Origin of the sequence: Streptomyces sp. NBC_00122 (genome assembly GCF_045160845.1) — a bacterium.
In the GTDB taxonomy this organism is placed as follows: Bacteria; Actinomycetota; Actinomycetes; order Streptomycetales; family Streptomycetaceae; genus Streptomyces.
The window spans coordinates 3461332-3481501 of the sequence record NZ_CP108191.1; the positions used below are offsets into that span (position 1 = coordinate 3461332).

At 71.6% G+C, this 20170-nt stretch carries 17 protein-coding genes and 2 pseudogenes; 13 read left to right on the forward strand and 6 right to left on the reverse strand.

Annotated elements, in window-relative coordinates; all coding sequences use genetic code 11:
• Positions 1 to 179: 179 nt before the first annotated feature.
• A pseudogene (locus OG737_RS16395) lies at positions 180 to 494 on the reverse strand (hypothetical protein); the annotation flags it as partial.
• A 278-nt stretch (positions 495 to 772) separates the two neighbouring features.
• A complete protein-coding gene (locus tag OG737_RS16400) occupies positions 773 to 895 on the reverse strand; it encodes a hypothetical protein (protein WP_405921696.1) in 123 nt (40 codons plus the stop codon).
• A gap of 162 nt (positions 896 to 1057) precedes the next feature.
• Between OG737_RS16400 and OG737_RS16405 the strand changes: the two genes are divergently transcribed.
• The 3 genes from OG737_RS16405 to OG737_RS16415 all read left to right on the forward strand — a co-directional run bounded on the left by OG737_RS16405 (position 1058) and on the right by OG737_RS16415 (position 3453).
• Positions 1058 to 1540, forward strand: coding sequence for a GNAT family N-acetyltransferase (locus OG737_RS16405; protein ID WP_405921697.1), 483 nt, complete (start codon positions 1058 to 1060; stop codon positions 1538 to 1540).
• A 76-nt stretch (positions 1541 to 1616) separates the two neighbouring features.
• Complete coding sequence (locus OG737_RS16410; RefSeq protein ID WP_328926900.1) at positions 1617 to 2129, forward strand: SigE family RNA polymerase sigma factor; 513 nt, start codon at positions 1617 to 1619, stop codon at positions 2127 to 2129.
• Positions 2130 to 2187: 58 nt separating this feature from the next.
• The gene (locus OG737_RS16415) at positions 2188 to 3453 is read left to right on the forward strand and encodes a hypothetical protein (protein ID WP_405921698.1); all 1266 of its coding nucleotides are present in this window, start codon (positions 2188 to 2190) and stop codon (positions 3451 to 3453) included.
• 4 nt (positions 3454 to 3457) lie between these two features.
• On the opposite strand, the gene OG737_RS16420 is transcribed toward OG737_RS16415, so the two are convergent.
• Both OG737_RS16420 and OG737_RS16425 read right to left on the reverse strand, forming a co-directional pair.
• On the reverse strand, positions 3458 to 5143 hold the full coding sequence (locus tag OG737_RS16420) for a bifunctional 3'-5' exonuclease/DNA polymerase (protein WP_405679159.1): 1686 nt from the start codon (positions 5141 to 5143) through the stop codon (positions 3458 to 3460).
• A 115-nt stretch (positions 5144 to 5258) separates the two neighbouring features.
• Positions 5259 to 6083 (reverse strand): NAD(P)H-binding protein, encoded by an 825-nt coding sequence (locus tag OG737_RS16425; RefSeq protein WP_328926903.1) that lies wholly within the window; start codon positions 6081 to 6083, stop codon positions 5259 to 5261.
• A gap of 81 nt (positions 6084 to 6164) precedes the next feature.
• Here OG737_RS16425 and OG737_RS16430 point away from each other — a divergent pair, with 81 nt between their 5' ends.
• From OG737_RS16430 to OG737_RS16445, 4 genes are all read left to right on the forward strand, one after another.
• Positions 6165 to 6560 carry a helix-turn-helix domain-containing protein gene (locus OG737_RS16430; protein ID WP_328926904.1) on the forward strand — a complete coding sequence of 132 codons (396 nt, stop codon included), beginning with the start codon at positions 6165 to 6167 and terminating at the stop codon, positions 6558 to 6560.
• Positions 6530 to 7744 (forward strand): DUF2786 domain-containing protein, encoded by a 1215-nt coding sequence (locus OG737_RS16435; protein ID WP_405679155.1) that lies wholly within the window; start codon positions 6530 to 6532, stop codon positions 7742 to 7744. Before OG737_RS16430 ends, OG737_RS16435 begins: the two co-directional genes overlap by 31 nt.
• A 112-nt stretch (positions 7745 to 7856) precedes the next feature.
• On the forward strand, positions 7857 to 9902 hold the full coding sequence (locus OG737_RS16440; protein WP_405921699.1) for an FUSC family protein: 2046 nt from the start codon (positions 7857 to 7859) through the stop codon (positions 9900 to 9902).
• Between the two features lie 120 nt (positions 9903 to 10022).
• Positions 10023 to 10268, forward strand: coding sequence for a DUF397 domain-containing protein (locus tag OG737_RS16445; RefSeq protein WP_030656519.1), 246 nt, complete (start codon positions 10023 to 10025; stop codon positions 10266 to 10268).
• Between the two features lie 115 nt (positions 10269 to 10383).
• Here OG737_RS16445 and OG737_RS16450 read toward each other — a convergent pair whose 3' ends face one another.
• A complete protein-coding gene (locus tag OG737_RS16450) occupies positions 10384 to 10902 on the reverse strand; it encodes an ATP-binding protein (RefSeq protein ID WP_405679151.1) in 519 nt (172 codons plus the stop codon).
• A 340-nt stretch (positions 10903 to 11242) separates the two neighbouring features.
• Here OG737_RS16450 and OG737_RS16455 point away from each other — a divergent pair, with 340 nt between their 5' ends.
• The 6 genes and pseudogenes from OG737_RS16455 to OG737_RS16480 all read left to right on the forward strand — a co-directional run.
• Positions 11243 to 12121 carry a helix-turn-helix transcriptional regulator gene (locus OG737_RS16455; protein ID WP_328926908.1) on the forward strand — a complete coding sequence of 293 codons (879 nt, stop codon included), beginning with the start codon at positions 11243 to 11245 and terminating at the stop codon, positions 12119 to 12121.
• A gap of 89 nt (positions 12122 to 12210) precedes the next feature.
• Positions 12211 to 13668, forward strand: a complete 1458-nt coding sequence (locus OG737_RS16460) for an aldehyde dehydrogenase family protein (protein WP_405679149.1) — start codon at positions 12211 to 12213, stop codon at positions 13666 to 13668.
• Between the two features lie 246 nt (positions 13669 to 13914).
• Positions 13915 to 16002 (forward strand): penicillin-binding protein 2, encoded by a 2088-nt coding sequence (gene mrdA, locus OG737_RS16465; protein WP_328926910.1) that lies wholly within the window; start codon positions 13915 to 13917, stop codon positions 16000 to 16002.
• A 90-nt stretch (positions 16003 to 16092) separates the two neighbouring features.
• Positions 16093 to 16605 carry a DinB family protein gene (locus OG737_RS16470; RefSeq protein ID WP_328926911.1) on the forward strand — a complete coding sequence of 171 codons (513 nt, stop codon included), beginning with the start codon at positions 16093 to 16095 and terminating at the stop codon, positions 16603 to 16605.
• Between the two features lie 83 nt (positions 16606 to 16688).
• On the forward strand, positions 16689 to 17447 hold the full coding sequence (locus tag OG737_RS16475) for a MerR family transcriptional regulator (protein ID WP_328926912.1): 759 nt from the start codon (positions 16689 to 16691) through the stop codon (positions 17445 to 17447).
• A gap of 119 nt (positions 17448 to 17566) precedes the next feature.
• Positions 17567 to 18199 (forward strand): annotated as a pseudogene (locus OG737_RS16480) (VTT domain-containing protein); the annotation flags it as partial.
• A 145-nt stretch (positions 18200 to 18344) separates the two neighbouring features.
• Here the strand turns inward: OG737_RS16480 and OG737_RS16485 are convergent.
• On the reverse strand, positions 18345 to 19985 hold the full coding sequence (locus OG737_RS16485) for a threonine/serine exporter ThrE family protein (protein WP_405921700.1): 1641 nt from the start codon (positions 19983 to 19985) through the stop codon (positions 18345 to 18347).
• Positions 19986 to 20170 lie beyond the last annotated feature (185 nt).

A 20170-nucleotide genomic window follows, 5' to 3' on the forward strand; every position in this document is an offset into this window, starting at 1 on the left:
ACCTTTCGGGGCCAAGGGGGACGTAGCTCTGCTGCCGGACTGTGAAATCTGCCGGATCTCCACGCGTTCTGCTTCCGTCCCTACGACTGCGACGGCTTGGGCGACTTGGGCGCGTGCGAGGAGTGCGGCGCCGTCGGCGAAGCCGGGGACGTCGGCGACTGCTTCGGCGGCTTCGGCGATTTCGAGGGTGCCGTGGACGGTGCCGTCGACGGTGACGGCTTCCCGGACTGCTGCATCGGACTCAGTTGCTGCTGCTGTTGCTGTTGTTGCTTCTGCTGCTCGGCCTTCTGCTTTGCGAGCGTGTGCTGGATGAAGGACCATCCGACGCAACCCGCGCACAGGACAGCCGCGATGGCGATGCCCGCGAACAGCTTCCCGAGCCGCTCGTCCGCCGTGCGCCGCGCCCGCTGCGCGCCGAACAGCAGCGCGTCCCTCATCCGGCGGCGGCGTACCGCCACCGACTCCAGAAGCTGGCTGTCGTAGTCCCGTGCCATCCGTCGTCCGTCGCCTCAGTCTCGGCTCGTCGTGCGCCAACAACCGCTCCGGGGCGCGGCCGTCCGCGCGCGGTATGCGAAGCCCCCTGCTTTTTGCCTCTGCAACATAGAGCATGGACGGCCGTCGAGCACACCCAGGTCCGCCGCGTCCCACGTCGCGGATCCGGTGCGGCGGCGAGCGCGGTGACCGGGCGTCAGTCCTCGGTCAGTGCAGCGTCAGGGTGCCCTGTTTGTATCGCCAGGCATACCGAATGTCGCTGGGCGGTACGTGTCGCCCCTCACCGGAGGCGGGTGGACCGGGATGCCGGAAACCCTTGAGTGTCGGCCTGCGGCTGCGCGAGCTGCCCAAGGCGGAATTGCGCGACGCGCTGGAAGCCCTCGTCGTCACCCGGCAGGGTCATGGGGCGAGCATAACCAGTCCGGAGGCGATCACTCCTGCGGTCGCCGGGGTGCGCGGCCGGGTCCGCGTGGGAAGGACACGGGGGTTGGCGCGGCAGGCGCCCGAACCGCGCTCGCGCGCACAATGGTTCCCGGCAGCGCGGACACGGACCAGGGAGTTGCACATGATCGGTCAGGCGCAGGCGGCAGACGAGGGGGCCGTCACGGTCCGCGCGGCGGGGGAGGCGGACGTCCCAGCGGCGGCCGCACTGTTCCGCGGATACCTGGACTTCTACGAGGTGGACGTCGAGGACCCGGACCACCCGCGCGCCTTCCTGGCGGAACGGATCGCGAAGGACGAGTCCCTCGTCCTGCTCGCCGAGACCCCGGGAGCCGGGGCGGTGGGCTTCGCACAGGTCTACCGCACGTTCTCGTCACTCGCCCTGCGGCCCGTCTGGATCCTGAACGACCTGTACGTGGACCCGTCCGGCCGCCGCACCGGCGCGGGCCGTGCGCTGCTGCGCGAGGTGCTGCGTCTGGCCCGCGAGGCGGGGGTGGCGGGCGTACAGCTGGAGACCGCGTACGACAACACGATCGCGCAGGGGCTGTACGAGGCGGAGGGCTTCGTCCGCGACGCGTTCCACATCTACTTCCACGACCTGGGCTGACCGGTTTCCCGGCGGGGTGAAACATTCCCGCACCGCCGTCGCGTCAATGGGGTGAGACGGATGCGAGGGGGAGTACATGCGGCAGGGTCGCAGAGACGGGTTCCGTGAGTTCGCGGCAGACCGGTCGGGGCATCTGTACCGGTCCGCGTGTCTGCTGGCGAGCGGGGACACCCACCTCGCGGAGGACCTGGTGCAGGAGACCCTGGGGCGGATGTACCTGAACTGGGGGCGGATCTCCCGCATCGACAATCCGGCGGCGTACGCGCAGACGGTGCTGGTGCGGGCCTTCCTGACCCACCAGCGCCGCCGGTCGGCGTGGGAGCGCCCCGTCGGGGAGCTCCCCGACCGGGGCGCGGCGGCCGCCGGCGCCGATCCGGCGCTGCGGCTGACGCTGCTGGAGGCGCTGGGGCGGCTGGCGCCGAAGGACCGGGCGGTGCTGGTGCTGCGGTACTGGGAGGACCGCAGTGTCGAGGAGACCGCCGACGCGATGAACGTCAGCTCGGCGGCGGTGCGCACCCGCACCTCGCGGGCGCTGGGCCGGCTGCGGGAGCAACTCGGCGGCAGCCTCACCGCGTTCGCGGAACTCTGAGATCGCCGGTCCTTTCCCCCTTTCCTCACCCACCTTGAAACGGAAGGTTTGGTTCCCCATGCCCTTTGAAGACGAGCTCGGCCAAGCGCTCCGGCGCGCGGGGGACGGTTTCACGACCGATGGGGTCGCCCTCGTGGACGCCGGCGAGCAGCGCGGCCGGCGGCTGGTGGCACGCCGCCGGGCCGCCGTCGTCGGCGGATCGGTGCTGGCCCTGGCCGTGATCGGGGCGGCCGGCGCCTACTCCGGCGGCCTGCTCGACGGCTCCGGCTCCGGCCAGGTCAATGTGGCGGCGCCGCCGCCCCTGCCGAGCGGCGGGTCCGGCACGAGCGGAGGCTCCGACCCGAGACTGCACGGAACCGGCACCGGAGCGGTCACCGCCGACCAGCTGCTCGCCGTGTTCAAGGAGCTGCTGCCCGGCGGGAAGCTGACCGACACCCAGGCGCGCGGCAGCGACGATTCCCCGATGGTGTCCGGCGTGTACGACGACGGCGGCGGCAAGGCGGCCATCAGCGTCGGCCTTTCCCGGGTGGACCCGAACAGCAGCAACGCCCGCGAGCTGACCACGTGCGGGGACAAGAACGTCCAGGAGTACGACGATTGCACCGAAGAGCGGCTGGCGGACGGTTCCAAGCTGCTGCTCTACAAGGGCTACGAGTACCCGGACCGCCGGGTGGACACCAAGGTCTGGCGGGCCACGCTCGCGACCCCGCAGGGCTTCATGGTCGACGCGTCCGAGTGGAACGCCCCCGCGGAGAAGGGCGCCCCGCTCTCCCGGCCCAACCCGCCGTTGACGACTGACGGGTTGAAGACCCTGGTCACCTCGGCCCTGTGGCACCCGGCGCTGAACGACCTGCGCGCGGCCGCGGTGGAGCGGGCCGACCCGCCGGAGTCGCCGGTCGCGCTGCCGTACATGAAGCCCGAGGCGGCCCTGGAACGTCTGGTGGCCAACCACGGGATTCCCGTCGTCTCCAAGGGCGGGCAGGACTTCTCGTACGGTTACGTCGTGCTCGACGACGGCAAGGGCAGGTCCTTGGTCCAGCTCAACGTGAGCAGGAACGTAAGCACGTCGGGCTTCACGGGCGCCGATGTCACCGCACTGCCCGACGGCACCAAGGTGAAGGTCACGCAGCGGCCCGCCGAGAAGGGCAAGGGCGTTATCGAGTGGACCGTCGACACCCTGCGGGGGAACGGGCTGCGCGTGGTGGTCTCGGCCTACAACACCGCCAACCAGAGCGGCACGGCCACCCGCGAGACGCCCGCGCTGACGCTGGAGCAGCTCAAGGAGCTCGTGCTGGCCCCCGGCTGGAACCGGAGCCAGAACTAGGCGGTCACTTGGCGTCGGCGTAGCACTCCACGACCGCCGTCGTGAACGGGAACCGGACCGGGGTGTCGCCGAAGGCGATCCGGCCCGCCCGGTCACCGGCGGCGCGGATCGCCTCGGCGACGGCCCCGGCCTCCTCGGCCGGGCAGTGCACGATCACCTCGTCGTGCTGGAAGAACACCAGCTCGGCCCGCATCCCGCCGAGGGTCTGCCGCAGGGCGGCGAGCAGCAGCAGCGTCCAGTCGGCGGCGCTGCCCTGCACGACGAAGTTACGGGTGAACCGGCCGCGGGCCCGGGTGTCGGCCGAGGCGTAGCTCGGGGTCCAGCCGCGGTCCTCACGGTCCTCCCGGACCTGCGGGATCCCGGCCTCGCCGTCGTCGGACTCCGCGGAGCCCACCGGCGGCGGGCAGGTGCGGCCCAGCCAGGTCCGTACGAGCCGGCCCTCCTCGCCCGCCTTCGCCGCGTCGTCGACGTACGCCACGGCCCGCGGGAAGCGGCGGCGCAGCGCGGCCAGGTTCTTCAGGCCGTCCCCGGAGGTCTGCCCGTAGACGGCGCCCAGGACGGCGAGCTTGGCCTTGTCCCGGTCGCCGGAGAAGCCCTGGCGGGAGACGGCGGTGTAGAGGTCCTCGGGCCGGCCGGCCACCTCCATGAAGGCGGGGTCGCGGGAGATCGCGGCGAGCACGCGCGGTTCCATCTGGTCGGCGTCGGCGACGACCAGCCGCCAGCCCGGATCGGCGACGACGGCCCGGCGGATCACCTTGGGGATCTGCAGGGCTCCGCCGCCGTTGGTCACCCAGCGGCCGGTGAGGGTACCGCCGGGAATGAACTCCGGGCGGAAGCGGCCCTCGTGGACCCAGTCCGTGAGCCAGCCCCAGCCGTGCGCGGTGTAGATCCGGTACAGCTTCTTGTACTCGATCAGCGGCTCGACGGCCGGATGGTCCAGCTCCTGGATCTCCCAGCGGCGGGTCGACTTGAGCTTGATCCCGGCCTCGGCGAAGGCCTTGATGACGTCGGCGGGCAGTTCGGGGCGCACGCGTCGGCCGAAGGCGGCGGAGATCCGGTCGGCGAGCTCGGCGAGGCGGCGGGGCTCGCCGCCGCCCGCGTACCGCTCGCCGAGCAGCTCGGTCAGCAGGGCGCGGTGTACGTCGGCCCGCCAGGGCAGGCCCGCGCGGTTCATCTCGGCGGCGACGAGGAAGGCGGCGGACTCGGCGGCGGTGAGCAGCCGCATCCGGTCGGGGTGGGCGGTGGCGTCGAGCCGTCTCGCCTGGTCGGCGTGGACGGCGAGCAGGGCGTCGAGGGGGACGGGCGCGGGCTGCGGGTCGAAGAGCGAGTCCTGCGTGCCGGGCTCGGCGGTGCGCTGCGGGGGATCGGGCGGTACGGGGCCGTTGTTGAGGCGGGCCCAGGCGGCCGCCGCCGAGCGGGGCTCCCCGAACCGGCCCTCGTGGCCGAGCAGCAGCAGCTCGCAGTCCTCGACGTCGTGGCACCGCTCGACCCGCACCCCAGCGGCGAGCAGCCGGGGGTACACGGCGGTGGTGGACCGCCAGACCCACCGCGTCCCGGCCGGTGCGGCCCGCACCGCCTCGGCGGGCTCGCGCACGCTGACCCGCGCCCCGGCGCCCGGGTCCACGGGCGCGGCGTGCCACCACCCGTCGCCGTCCTCGGCGAGGGCCCACCGGGACGTGCGGTCGCTCATGGGTGCGAGTGTCCCACCGCCCTCTGACACTCCCCGGCAGCGGCGCCGCGGACGGCGCGGGACACCGGCTCCGCGGCGCAGCCCAGCGGCCGCTTAGGCGCCGCTTAGGCGTCGCTTAGGCGCGGGGAACCGACTCCGCGTACACCGACAGCGCGGACCGCGGGGCGCGGTCCAGGAGCTTCGGGAGGACGCCCGCGTCCGGGGTGTCCAGGAAGCCCGCGGCGATCGCCGAGTACGTCGCCACCAGCATCGGCACCTCGAACGGCTGCGCGTCCGTGCCCGACAGCGCGGCCCGGGCCTCGGACAGCCGGCCCGGGGCGTAGCGGGCCCCGGTCGCCCCGGCCAGCTCCGCCCCGCCCAGCGCCCGGTCGCCGACCAGCTCGTACACCTGCCCGGCGTGCGCCTCCGGCGCCAGCGCCACCCGTAGCGCGACCTCCGCCAGGTCCTCCCGGGCGACGGCCGCGAGCCGGCCGGCCCCCAGCGGTGCGGTGATCAGCCCGTCCGGGCCGGGCGCGGCCAGGGCCGCCAGCAGTTCCGCGTACAGCCCGTTGCGCAGGACGGTCCAGGTCAGCGAGGACTCCCGCAGGCGGCGTTCGGTCCAGCGGTGCGGGAGCGCGTACGGCAGGTGGTCGCCGGCCCCGGTGAGGCTGGTGTAGACGAGGTGACGCACGCCGGCCCGCTCGGCCGCCGCGACCGCCGCCCCGTGCCGGGCGATGACCCGGTCGTCCTCCCCGTACCCCGCGGAGATGAGCAGGAGGGTGTCCACCCCGGCGAAGGCGGGGCCGAGCGAGTCGGGTTCGTCGAAGTCCACCCGCACCCGCCCGGTTCCGGCTCCGCCCCCGGCCGGAGCGCGCGTGCCGAACCGTACGTCCGGCCGGCCGGCCAGTCGTCGCGCCACCAGGGAGCCGAGTCCGCCCGAGGCGCCGGTGATCAAGAGCATGGGAAGTCCTTCGTTCGCCGCGTGGTTGGGTACACGGACATCGTGTGCGCACCGGCGCACGGAGCGTAAGGAGGCACTTTCATGTCACCAGGGCACACGGCGATAACCACCCCCGTGGTGAGCTGCGACGACGACTGCGGCATCCGCGACGTCCTCGACCGGCTCGGCGACAAGTGGTCCGTCCTCGTCGTCGTCCAGCTCGCGGCCGGGGTCCACCGGTTCAAGGAACTCCAGCGCGCGGTCGACGGCGTCTCGCAGCGGATGCTCACCCTCACCGTGCGCCGGCTGGAGCGCGACGGCCTGGTCACCCGGACCGTGCACCCCACGGTGCCCCCGCAGGTCGAGTACGAGCTGACCGAGCTCGGCCACAGCCTGACCGTCCTGGTCAAGGGCCTCGCCGAGTGGTCGCTCGCGCACCGCCCGCGGATCGAGGCCGCCCGCCGGGAATGGGACGCGAAGGCGGACATGCCAAGCTGAGGGGTGTGAGAGACCTTGCCGAGACCGTCGACCGAGCCTTCGCCGCCGCCCTCTACGCCCAGGACGACACCGGGCTGGACACCGGGGCCTCGCTGCTCGCCGCCGAGCCGGCGCGGTGGGGCGCGGTCGGGCGGGAGCTGCTGGCGCGCGGGGAGGCGTACGTACGGCAGGGCTGGGAGCGGGGCTGGCAGCCGGCCGACGTGCTCCGGCTGGTCCGCCGGGACCTCGAAGAGCGGCACCTGAGGATCACCGGGGACCTGATCGCCGCCGAAGCGCGCAGGTACGCCCGTCTCCCGCAGCGGTGGAGCGAGGCCGAGGTGTGGTGGACGAGCGACGGGGAGTACGCCGACCAGCTCGCGCGCCGCGAGAAGGCGGACCGGTTCACGCTGGCCACCGCCTTCCTGGAGGTGTTCCGGCTGCTGGTGCGGCTGCCCTCGATCGAACCGGTGGGCCCGCTGCCCGGTGACCCGGCGGACGCCCTCGCCGAACACGCCCACATCGAGCCGCGGATGCTCGGCCGCATCCGGGCGCTGCTGGCGAAGGCCGAGGCCACCACCTTTCCGGAGGAGGCGGAGGCGCTGAGCGCCAAGGCCCAGGAGCTGATGGCCCGGCACACCGTGGACGAGGCGCTGCTGGCGGCGCGCGGCGGGGCTCCCGCGCAGGTCCCGGGGGCCTGCCGGATCGGGGTGGAGCCGCCGTACGAGGAAGCCAAGGCGGTACTGCTCGACGCGGTGGCCACCGCCAACCGCTGCCGGGCGGTGTGGAACAGCGGCTTCGAGTTCTCGACGGTGGTCGGCTTCGAGAGCGACCTGGAGGCGGTGGAGCTGCTGTACACCTCGCTGCTCGTGCAGGGCACGGCGGCGATGACCCGGGCGGAGGCCGCGCAGCGCGCCGGGGGACGCAAGCGGACCAAGACGTTCCGGCAGTCCTTCCTGCTCGCGTACGCCAGCCGGCTCGGGCGGCGGCTCGCCGAGACCGCCGAGCACGCGGTGAGCGAGGCTCCCGACAACCTGCCCGCCCTAGTGGCCCGCGACGTCGCCGTCACCTCGCGGGCGGAGGAGATGTTCCCGCAGACCACGACGACCCGGCTGCGCGGGGCGACCGATCTCGCGGGCTGGGAGGACGGCACGGCGGCCGCGGACGCCGCGCACGTGGGCGGCCGGAGCAAACCGCTGCCGAGGTAACCGGGGCGCCCCGCCCCCGGTGGCGGCGTAGCCATCCCGCACCCCGCACCCGCACTCCGTACCCACAGGGGCGAACGCGGCGCACCGGGGCAAAACGGATACGCTCGGCCCCATGAGCTGGCTCCGGGCGCTGAAGGACACCGCCCGGTCGGGCATGACGGTCGAGCGGACCCCGCTGGAGCCCCTCCTCGCCCTGCGCGCGGCCGTGGGGCTCGCCGTCGTCATCGGGGCCGGGCTCGCCCTGTCGGGGCCCGGCGCGGCGGTCAGCTCCGCCTTCGGGGCCTTCATGGCCGCCATCGCGACCCTCCAGAAGAGCTGGCGTCCGCGGCCCGACCTCGCCCTCGCCTCCGGGCTGACCCTGGCCGTGTCCACCTTCGTCGGCTACGCCGTCGGGTCTTCCCACACCGGCCTCTTCCTGGCGCTGCTGGCCGCCTGGGCCTTCGCGGCCGGGATGATGTGGGCGGCAGGGCCCACCGCCGGGATCATCGCCTCCGGGAACGTCGCGATCATGCTGGTGACCGTCACCCTGCCGACCTCCGTGCCGCAGGCCGCCGGACAGGCCGCGATGATCGCCGCCGGCGGGATGGTGCAGGCGCTGCTCATCGTGCTCTTCCCCGTCCGCCGCTGGGGCGCCCACCGCGACGCCCTCGCCGACGCCCTCGCCGCCGAGGCCGACTACGCCCGCCGGCTGCGGCAGGACCCCGTCGCGCCCTTCGATCCGCAGCCGCTGATGAAGGCCCGGGACGCCGCCACCGTGACCGTGCGCCAGGCCCGGCGGCGTCCGGCCGAGCTGCACGGGGCGCGGGGGCTCGCGGAGAGGATCCGGCCGGTGCTGGCCTCTCTCGCCGATCCGGCCGTCGGCGCACCCGCCGCGGGCCCGGCGCGGGACCGGGTGCGCGAACTGCTCGCCGCCGCCGGGGCGGTCCTGGACGCCGCCGCGGACGCGATCCGGCACGGGGATCCCGTCCGCCTCCCCGCACCGGACCTGGCGGTCCTGAAGTCCCCCGACACGGCGGATCTGCTCACCGGCGCGCCGCTGCGGGCCGCGCGCCGGCTCGCCGCCCTCCTGGACGACGTACTGGAGACGGCCGAGCCGGGATCCGGGCGCACCGCCGATCCCGGGGAGTCGATGCTGCGGCCCACCCTGCCGGGGCTGGTGCCGCTGGGGTGGAAGGCCGTACGCGCCGAACTGCGCCCCGGGTCACCGGTCCTGCGGCACGCCGTGCGCCTGACCGCCGTGGTCTGCGCGGGCTCCCTCATCGGCCAGGCGCTGCCGTTCGGGCACGCCTACTGGGCTCCGATGGCCTCCGTGATGGTCATGCGGCCGGACTTCTCCCAGACGTATTCGCGGGCCGTCGCCCGCTTCGCCGGCACCCTCGTCGGGGTCGCCGTCGCCACCGGGATCGTGCAGCTGACGCAGCCGGGGTCGTACCTGTCGGGCTTCCTCGCCGTGGTGAGCGCGGGCCTGATGTACGGCCTGATGCGGACCGGGTACGCCGTCGCGCAGGTCTTCGTCTCCGCCTACGTCGTCTTCCTGCTCGGCATGGGCGGCGCCCGCTGGGACCAGACCGTGCCCGACCGGGTGGCCCTCACGCTGCTCGGCGGACTGCTCGCGATGATCGGCTACGCCGTCTACCCGGCCTGGGAGACCCCGCGGCTGCGGACCCGCCTCGCCGACTGGCTCGCCGCCTCGGGGCGGTACGGGGCCGCCGTGCTCGCCCAGTACGCCGACCCGGCCGGGGCCCGGCGCGCCGACGTCCGCGAGGCGCTGCTGGCCGTCCGCGACGCCCGGGTGGCCTGGCAGGACGCGCTCGACCGGGCCGCCGGGGAGCCGGTGCGGCACCGGGGGCTGTCGCGGGCCGCCGCCGACGACGCGGGCGACGCCCTGGCCGGGCTGGGCCGGTGCGTGATGCTCCTGGAGGCCCATCTCCCGGACCGTGCGCACCCGCCGGTGCCCGGCGCGGCCGAGCTGGCAGGCGCGCTGCGCACCGCCACCGAGGCGGGCGCGAAGGCGGTGCGCGAGCGCAGGGTCCCGCGGTGGGACGAGGTCGGGGCGGTAGTGACGGAGTGGGACGTGCCCGGGGCGGGGGTGCTCCGCGGGGCCGCCGAGCAGCTCCTGGACTCGCTGGACGAGGTGTCGAACGCCCTTCGCCCGTAAGGATGATCCGTATCTGTGATCAGGGAAGTACCCCGCGTGCACGTGCATCTGCCCATGCATGCGCTTGTGAACACAGCTATGATCCAGTGCAGTTGACATCTGCACTATCGGGGGCTTCCTGTGGACCACGCGTACAACGGGATGGCAGCTGCAGAACTCGCTTCCTTGTTTGAGCTGACGTGGCAGAAGAGCAGACACAGCAACTCGCAGGGATCCTGCGTGGAGTTCGCGAAGCTGCCCGGCGGCGACGTCGCCATGCGCAATTCACGCTTTCCGGACGGTCCGGCGCTCGTCTATACGCCGGCGGAGATAGAGGCCCTGCTCCTGGGCGTCAAGGACGGCGAGTTCGATCACCTGATCGGCTGACGGAACAGCGCACCCAATCAAGCCGTGCACGTGCACTGGCCGGGAATGATCATTGCGATCAGTCCCGGCCAGTTGTCGTGATTCACCTGTGTGAATCGGCTGCTGGAGCGGCCGTTCAGTCCTGCCGGTCCGGGAGCAGGAAGAGCGCCCAGACCACCTTGCCGGTCAGCCGTCCCGCGAGCGGGTGCCATCCCCAGCTGTCGCTGTACGCGTCCACCAGGAACAGCCCGCGCCCGGACTCCAGGTCGAAGTTCTCCGCCGTCCGCTCGGGGGAGAAGGAACCCCCGGGCCGGTCCTCGCTGGGATCGCGCACCGCGCACACCAGCCGGGTGCTCCACCGCATCAGGTGCAGCCGTACCGGCGGCTCCGACTCACCGCCCGGACCCCGCGATTCCTCAGGCAGGGCATGGCGAAGCGCGTTGGTGACGAGCTCGGAGACGACCAGCGACACGTCGTCGAAGCGTTCTTCGAGACCCCACTGGGTCAGTGTCGACCGGCAGAAGGAGCGGGCGCCCCGCACCGCTTCGAGCCGTGCGGGCAGAGCGCAGGAGGCGGACCCGGAGACGGCCGTGGGGTCGACCGGGGGAAGCCCCTGCCGTAACGGCTCGAGCATGGTCGATCCATTCGTCCCCATGCGAGGCACTCCCGGGATTCGCGGGCGGAGCGGTCAACTCCGTCCAGAAAGAACTGCGGGGTGGGTCCGCGGCGCCGGCGCGAAGTGCACGCAGGTGCGCGGGGACCATCGTTCCGAATGGCGGAGCCGGATGCAAGGGCAGATGCACGTGCACGCGCCGGACCTGTCCACTCCCGTGATGGTTCTTGCTCATTTCTTCCTACGCATGCTGACGGACTTCTTTTCTGGGAGCCAGGATTCCGTTACAGAACGAGTACGGACCGATGCGTTTTGGTGGCAGACTGCGGCCCTGGGGTACGGGGGTCCCTGGACGCGCACACACCACGCGCACGCCATTGCGATGGGGAGGGCAGTACTAGTGGCCGCAGAAGCGAGCGGTTCTGTGGTGCGCCGCATCCTCCTGGGCTCACAGCTCAGGCGACTCCGAGAATCCCGCGGCATCACCCGTGAGGCGGCCGGCTACTCGATCCGCGCATCCGAATCGAAGATCAGCCGCTTGGAGTTGGGAAGGGTGAGCTTCAAGGCCAGGGACGTGGAGGACCTCCTCACGCTCTATGGAGTAACGGACACCGCCGAGCGCGAGTCCCTGCTGGGACTGGTCCGGGAGGCCAACGCGACCGGCTGGTGGCACAGTTACGGCGACGTGCTGCCCGGGTGGTTCCAGACGTACATCGGTCTGGAGGGCGCCGCCTCGCTCATCCGGATCTACGAAGTCCAGTTCGTCCACGGCCTGTTGCAGACCGAGGCCTACGCCCACGCCGTCGTCAAGCGCGGCATGCCCGGAGCCACCGCCGCCGAGATCGACCGCCGCGTCGCGCTGCGCCTGGAGCGGCAGAAGGTCCTCGTCTCCGAGAACGCGCCGGTCTTCCACGCCGTCCTCGACGAGGCCGCGCTGCGCCGTCCGTACGGCGACCGCGACGTCATGCGGGGCCAGCTGGAGCACCTCATCGAGGTCTCCCAGCGCCCCAACGTGCAGCTCCAGGTGATGCCCTTCTCCTTCGGCGGCCACGCGGGCGAAAGCGGAGCCTTCACCTTGCTGCGTTTCCCCGAGTCGGACCTCCAGGACATCGTCTATCTGGAACAGCTCACCAGTGCCCTCTACCTGGACAAGGACGAGGAAGTGGGGCAGTACAGCCGGGCGATGGAGCGACTCCAGACCGACTGCCCGGACGCGGACCGGACCCGGGATCTTCTTCGTGGCCTGCTCCAACTGTCTTGATTCGCACGTAGTATGACGTCTGATCAGTGCTTGAGGACCGATCGGTCTCCGGTGCAGCGCACGGGTGCGCGCTCGCAGTAAGGGATGGCATGTCCATATTCAGCGATCTCGCTCACCAGTACATCGACGGTGAATGGCTGGCCGGCAACGGTTCGTGGGACATCATCGACGTCAACCCGTACGACGGGGAGAAGCTCGCCGCCATCACCGTGGCCACCGTCGAGCAGGTGGACCAGGCCTATCGCGGAGCCGAGCGCGCACAGCGGGAATGGGCCGCCACCAGCCCGTACAGCAGACGCGCGGTCCTGGAGCGCGCCCTGCGGATCACCGAGGAGCGCGAGAAGGAGATCATCGAGGCGATGATCGACGAGCTCGGCGGGACCCGTCCCAAGGCCGAGTACGAGGTCTACCTCGCCCAGGAGTTCCTGCGCGAGGCGATCCAGCTGGCCGTCCGCCCCGAGGGCCGCATCCTGGTCTCGCCGGTCGAGGGCAAGGAGAACCGGGTCCAGCGCCTCCCGGTCGGCGTGATCACCGTGATCAGCCCGTTCAACTTCCCCTTCCTGGTCACCCTGAAGTCGGTCGCCCCGGCGCTGGCGCTGGGCAACGCGGTGGTGATCAAGCCCAACCAGAACGCACCCGTGGTCGGCGGCGGGGTCATCGCCAAGATCTTCGAGGACGCGGGACTGCCGGCCGGCCTGCTCAACGTCCTGGTCACCGACATAGCCGAGATAGGCGACGCGCTCCTGACCCACCCCGTCCCCAAGGTCATCTCCTTCGCGGGCTCGGACCGGGTCGGCCGGCACGTCGGGGCGGTCGCCGCCCGCCACTTCAAGCGCACGGTCCTGGAGCTCAGCGGCAACAGCGCGCTCGTCGTCCTCGACGACGCCGACCTCGACTACGCGGTGGACGCGGCCGTCTTCAGCCGCTTCGTCTACCAGGGCCAGGTCTGTATGGCCGCCAACCGGATCCTGGTCGACGCCTCCGTCGCCGAGGAGTTCACCGAGAAGTTCGTCGCCCGCGTGCGGACGCTGAAGACGGGCGACCCGCACGAGGCCGACACCCACATCGGCCCGCTGATCAACTCCTTCCAGGCCGACGCCCTGACCGCACTGGTGGACCAAGCCGTGGAATCCGGCGCGCACGCACTCGTACGGGGGTCTACGCGCGGCAACCTCGTCGAGCCGACCGTCCTGACCGGTCTGCCCGAGGACTCCCCGCTGCTGGGCCAGGAGATCTTCGGCCCGGTGGCGCTGCTGGTGGTCTTCGACGGCGAGGACGAGGCCGTACGGCTGACCAACGCGACCCCGTACGGGCTCAGCGGCGCCGTGCACACCCGGGACGTGGAGCGAGGCGTCCGCTTCGCGCAGCGGATCGAGACGGGGATGATCCACGTCAACGACTCCACCATCGGGGACGAGCCGCTGGCCGCCTTCGGCGGCGAGAAGGCCTCGGGCCTGGGCCGCCTCAACGGCGAGGCCACCATCGAGGCCTTCACCACGCAGAAGTGGATCTCCGTCCAGCACGGCCGGACGCGCTTCCCGTTCTAGTCGCCGGTCGCTTCAGGGGGTGGCCTGTCGGTCAGGCCGGGTTCGCGGCGTCTGGTGCCGCGCCTCGCCGCGTTCTCGTCGGTCGCCGACGTCCCCCGGCTACCGCTGGAGGTGCCCCCACCGCGTCGACTCCCTACTCGGCCTTGCGATACACGGCACCAGCCGCTGCTCCCTGGTCCGGCCTGACCGACAGGCCACCCCCTAGACTCGGCCGGGCGTACGCGGCGCCGCCCGGGGGAGAGCAAGTTGAGCAACATACCCGAGACCGGCCGGACCCCTCGGGTCCAGAACCGGCTCGTCGTCATCCAGATCGTGGTCTTCTCGCTCCTGCTCACGCTGGGCGGGCGCCTCTGGTACCTCCAGATACGCAATGGCCAGGAGTACACCGACGAGGCGAAGAACAACCACGTCCAGCGCGTGGTCCAGCCCGCCGTCCGCGGCTCGATCCTCGACTCGCGCGGGGTCCCGCTCGCCGACAGCCAGACCCACCTCGTGGTCTCCGCCAGCCGCACCGAGCTGCTCGCGATGAAGGACAAGGGCAAGGACGTCCTCACGCGCCTCGCCGGCGTCCTCGGCATGGACCCGAAGGAAGTCACCGACAAGGTCCGGCTCTGCGACGCCAAGACCAAGCAGCCCTGCTGGAACGGCTCCCCGTACCAGCCGATCCCGGTCAGCGCCGAGGCCACCACCGAGCAGGCGCTGCAGATCCACGAGCACGCCGAGGACTTCCCCGGCATCACCGCCGAGCCCACCGCCATGCGCCGCTACGCCGGGCCGGACGGGGCCAACACCTCCCAGGTGCTCGGCTACCTCTCGCCGGTCACGGACGAGGAGATCGCCAAGGCGAAGAACTCCGACTCCCCCTACCTGCGCTCCGACCAGGTCGGCCGCTCCGGCCTGGAGCGCACGTACGACAAGGAGCTGCGCGGCAAGGCGGGCATCACCCGCTACGAGGTGGACAACCTCGGCCGGGTCACGGGCCAGGGCCAGACCGACAAGGCGCTGCCCGGCTCGAACATCGTGACCTCGATCGACTCCCGCGTGCAGGCGGTCGCCGAGCGCGAGCTGAACAACGCGATGATCGAGGCCCGCAAGACGTACGACAAGAACACCCGCCGGAACTACGAGGCGGACGCGGGCGCCGTCGTCGTCATGGAGACCAAGACCGGCCGCGTCGTCGCGATGGCCTCGAACCCGACCTACGACCCGAACGCCTGGGTCGGCGGCATCTCCGCCAAGGACTACGCCGCGCTCACCGACAAGGAGTCGAACTACCCGCTGCTGAACCGGGCGATCCAGGCCCAGGCGGCCCCGGGCTCGATCTTCAAGGTGGTCTCCTCGACCGCCGCGGTCAACGCCGGGTACCCGTTCAACAACCGCTACCCCTGCCCCAGCTCGTACTCGGTGGGCAGCCAGACCTTCACGAACTTCGAGTCGCAGGGCCACGGCGACATCACCATCGGCCGGGCCCTGGAGGTCTCCTGCGACACCGTCTACTACTCCATCGCGGACCAGGAGTGGAAGAAGGACGGCGGCATCAACCCGAAGAAGACGCCGAACGACTGGTTCTTCAAGACCGCCCACGAATTCGGGCTGGGCAAGCCCACCGGCATCGACCTGCCGAACGAGGTGAGCGGCCGGATCCCCGACCGCAAGTGGAAGCAGGACTTCTTCGAGGCGAACAAGGCGGCCTGGTGCCGGGACGGAAAGAAGAACGGCACCTTCGCCGAGAAGATCGCCTACGAGAACTGCCGCCAGGGCAACCAGATGCGTGAGGGCGACGCCATCAACTACTCGATCGGCCAGGGCGACACGCTCGTCACGCCGATCCAGATGGCCTCCGTGTACGCGGCCATCGCCAACGGCGGCACGCTCCACGAGCCCAGCATCGGCAAGGCAGTGGTGAGCGCCGACGGCACGTCCGTCCGGGAGATCGCGCCGAAGGTGCAGGGCAAGCTGCCGATGGACGAGAAGACCCGCGACGACATCGACGAGGCCCTCGCCGGTGTGGCCACCAACGGCAGCGCCGCCTGGCGCTTCGGCGGCTGGCCGCAGAAGCAGATCCCGATGCACGCCAAGACGGGCACCGCCGAGGTCCAGGGCAAGCAGACCACCTCGTGGTTCGCCTCGTACACCGACGACTACGCGATCGTCATGACGATCTCCCAGGGCGGCACCGGCTCCGGCGCGTCGGGGCCGGCCGTCCGCAAGATCTACGAGTCGATGTACGGGCTCGACCCGACGGGCAAGCAGGACCTCTCCAAGGCCCTGCTGCCGCAGCCCGCCTCCGCCCTCCCCGCTCTCCGCCCGGACGGGGAGGACGCGCCCAACTGAGTCCCATTTAGGACGGGTCCTGACCTCAATGCTCCGTAGCGTGGTTCTTGTCAGAAGGCAGCGGTACCCAGCGGAAGTAGGCGATCGGCAATGGCTCAGGTTTCCATGGAGGTCCTCGGTGACGAGCGCGGCACGCTCCTCTCCTTCGTCGAGTCCCAGCGGACGGCGCTCCGCGAGTCCCTGCTGGGGCTGACCGAGGAGCAGGCCGCGAGCCGCCCCAGCGCCAGCGAGCTGTCCCTGTCGGGCCTGGTCAAGCATGCCGCCGAGGTCGAGCTGAACTGGCTGCGGATGGCGCAGCAGAAGCCGAACGAGCGGTACCAGGGGGAGCGGAACTGGGAGGACGGCTTCCGGCTGATCGAGGGCGAGAGCATCCCGTCCGTCCTGGCCTTCTGGGAGGACGTGGCGCGGCAGACGGCGGACTTCATCACCGGGGTCCCGAGCCTGGACCAGGTCTTCCCGCTCCCGCCGGCGCCCTGGTTCCCGAAGGACGCCAAGGTCTCGATGCGCTGGATGCTCCTGCACCTGGTGGAGGAGTTCGCCCGGCACGCGGGCCACGCGGACATCGTCCGCGAATCCATCGACGGCACCAAGGCCATGGGCTAGACGGCCCGTAGCCCGGGGCTTGCACCTCACGTGGCGTGAGGACCCACAGTGAAGGGCGTACCCAACCGAGAGGAGCGGAAGCGATGGGCTACTCCGTGGGCCAGGTCGCCGGATTCGCCGGAGTCACGGTGCGCACCCTGCACCACTACGACGAGATCGGTCTGCTCTCCCCGAGCGACCGCAGCCACGCAGGTCACCGGCGGTACGACGACGCCGACCTGGACCGGCTGCAGCGGATCCTGTTCTACCGGGAGCTCGGCTTCCCCCTCGACGAGGTCGCGGTCCTGCTGGACGACCCGGAATCGGATCCGCAGGAGCATCTGCGCCGGCAGCATGCCCTGCTGACCGACCGGATCGCCCGGCTCCAGCAGATGGCCAAGGCCGTTGAGAACGCCATGGAGGCGAAGAAGATGGGCATCAACCTCACGCCCGAGGAGAGGTTCGAGGTCTTCGGGGACAAGGACCCCGAGCAGTACGCGGAGGAGGCGGAGCGTCGCTGGGGCGGCACCGAGGCCTACGCGGAGTCGCAGCGGCGGGCCGCCTCGTACACCAAGGACGACTGGATGCGGATCCAGGAGGAGGGCGCCGACTGGGGCGTCCGCTACGCGGCGCTGATGGAGGCCGGCGAGCCCGCCGACGGCGAGCGCGCGATGGACCTGGCCGAGGAGCACCGGCGGCACATCTCCACCTGGTACTACGACTGCCCGTACGAGATGCACACGTGCCTCGGTGAGATGTACGTGGCGGACGAGCGGTTCACGGCGTTCTACGACACGATGCGGCCCGGTCTCGCCGCGCACCTGCGGGACGCGATCATGGCCAACGCGGTGCGCAAGGCGTAGCCGAATCGTCACTCATGCGACCCCCTCCCGGCTCTGGAACCGGGTGGGGGTCGTGTGCGTTGATAATTGAGACCGCCCGCTCCGCAGCATGCCCCCCGATCCAGGAGAGTCCGGAAACCGTGTACACGCTTGCGCTCGGCCCTGAGTGGCTGTCCCCGGACTATCTGATTTCGCATTTCGGACTGGTCGGCATCCTGGTCATCGTCTTCGCGGAATCGGGACTCTTCGCGTTCCTGCCCGGCGACTCGCTGCTGTTCACGGCAGGTCTGCTGGTCGCCAACGGCGAGTACATCAAGCAGCCGCTGTGGCTGGTCTGCACCCTCATCGTGGCCGCCGCGATCATCGGTGACCAGGTCGGCTACCTGATCGGCAAGTTCTTCGGCCCGAAGCTCTTCAACCGGCCGAAGTCGAAGGTCTTCAAGCGGGAGAACCTCGACAAGGCGCACGAGTTCATGGCCAAGCACGGCCCGAAGGCCATCGTGCTCGCCCGCTTCGTGCCGATCATCCGCACCTTCGCGCCGATGGTCGCGGGCGCCGGCTCGATGAAGTACCGCACCTTCCTGACGTACAACGTCATCGGCGGCATCGGCTGGGGCGCGGGCATCACGATCGCGGGCTACTGGCTCGGCCAGATCGACCTCATCAAGACCAACATCGAGGCGATCCTGGTCCTGATCGTCCTCATCTCGCTCATCCCTGTGATCTTCGAGGTCCTCAAGGCCCGCAAGGAGAAGGCGAACGCCGCCGCCGAGCCCTTCGAGGCCGACGGCTCCCAGGCCCAGGGCCAGCGCCGCCGCCACGCGAAGCGCTGAGGCCCGCCTGTTGGCCCGTACGGCCCGAACGGCACACGAACGCCCCGGAGGCCCCGCAAGGGCCGCCGGGGCGTTCTCGTGCCCCTCAGAAGCCGCGGGTCCGCTTCGCCGCGCGGCGCTTGGCGGCGCTGGCCGCCCCCGGGATGCGCATGAACAGCCGCGAGGTCTCCGACCCCAGGTTGACCCCGATCGCGATGGCGAGGGCGATGGCCGCGGCGTTCACCAGTGAGCCGAGGCCCTCGTTCAGCCGGTCCTCGGCGATCAGCAGCAGCCCGTAGTACGTCGCCGAGCCGGGCAGCAGCGGCCCGATGGCCGCGGTCGTGTACGGCAGGGCGGAGGCGAAGCGGTAGCGGGAGAAGAGCTGCCCGAACAGGCCCACCAGCCCGGCGGCGATGGCGGTGGAGGGCACGGGCGGGATGCCGCCCGCGTAGTGCAGGGCTCCGAAGGTCACCCAGGCGACCCCGCCGTTCAGGGTCACGATCCACACGGTGGAGCGCTCCTGCTGGAGCAGGATCGCGAAGGTGAAGACCAGCACCATCGAGGCCGCGATCTGCAGCGGCGGCCGCTGCTGGATCTGCAGGACCTCCTCCGGCCGCGGGGAGGCGTCGAACTGCAGGCCGAGGTACAGCACGACCAGCACGCCCATGATGATGCCGATGAAGAGGTACATGACCTCCAGCAGCCGGGCGGAGGCGGTGATGTAGAAGCCGGTCAGGCCGTCCTGCACCGCCGCGACCAGGGCCCGCCCGGGCAGCAGGGCGAAGAGCCCGCCGGTGATCACGGCGGAGGCCTTGACGTCGATCCCCGTCATGTTCAGCGCCACCCCGATCGCGGCGGGCGGCATCGCGGCGACCACGAACTGGTAGAACTCCGGCAGCCCGCGCCCGGCGCACAGCCACGCCAGCCGGTCGCCGAGCACCGCCCCGAGCACCGCCGCGAAGAACACCAGGACCCCGCCGCCGACCAGGGTGGAGGCCGCCCCGGCGAGCAGCCCGGCGGCGGAGGTGAGCATCCAGCCGGGGTACGGGTGGCGGTTGCGGCGGATCTCGGCGAGGCGCCGGTAGGCCTCCTCCAGCGAGACGTCGATCTCGTGGGCGCTGATGTCGTCCACCAGCCGGTAGACGGCCGAGAGCCGGTTGTAGTCGGTGCCGCGCCGGCGCACGGTCCGGTTCGCCGAGACCGGGTGGTCCACCAGCGAGGGCTGGTGGGTGATCGACAGCAGGGTGAAGGTGACGGTCGGCTCGCAGCGGTCCAGCCCGTAGGAGCGGGTCACCGCGAACATGGCGGCCTCCACGTCCTCGGCGCCCTCGCCGCCCGCGAGCAGCAGCTCGCCGATGCGCAGGGTCAGGTCGAGCACGCGGCCCACGGAGGGCCCGGCCTCGGTCTGCCGCTGCACCAGGTCGGGGACCGGCCGTACGTCGACCGGCATGCGCAGCATGGTGCGCATCCGGTCCTGCCAGGGGGACTCCGTCAGGCCGGGGACGGGGAACCCCTGGCCGGGGGTGTAGGCGGGCGGGGAGTGCGCGGCGCTGTAGGTGGCCGGGGTGGCGAAGGCCGATCCCCCGGGCTCGGGGTGCACCGTCCCGGTGCCCGGCGGAAGGGCGAATTCCGAGGTGGGCTGATCCTCCTCGGGCGCCTCCGGCTCCATCCCGGGCGGCGGAGTGAAGGCGCTCCGCGCCTCGTCGGACTGGGGCTTCCGGTCCTCCACCCCATCGGCTTCCGCCACGCGCCCTCCAGTCCGTGATCACCCGCGCTACCAGTATGCGGAACCGTTTCCTCCCCCGCGTACCCCAGCCCGCCCAGATGCACTCCGGTCCCGGACGCGACAACGGGCGGCACCCCCGGAGGGGTACCGCCCGCAATGTCACAGGGGGCGCGGGGGAGTCCCCCGGCCCGTTACCGCCGAGCGCG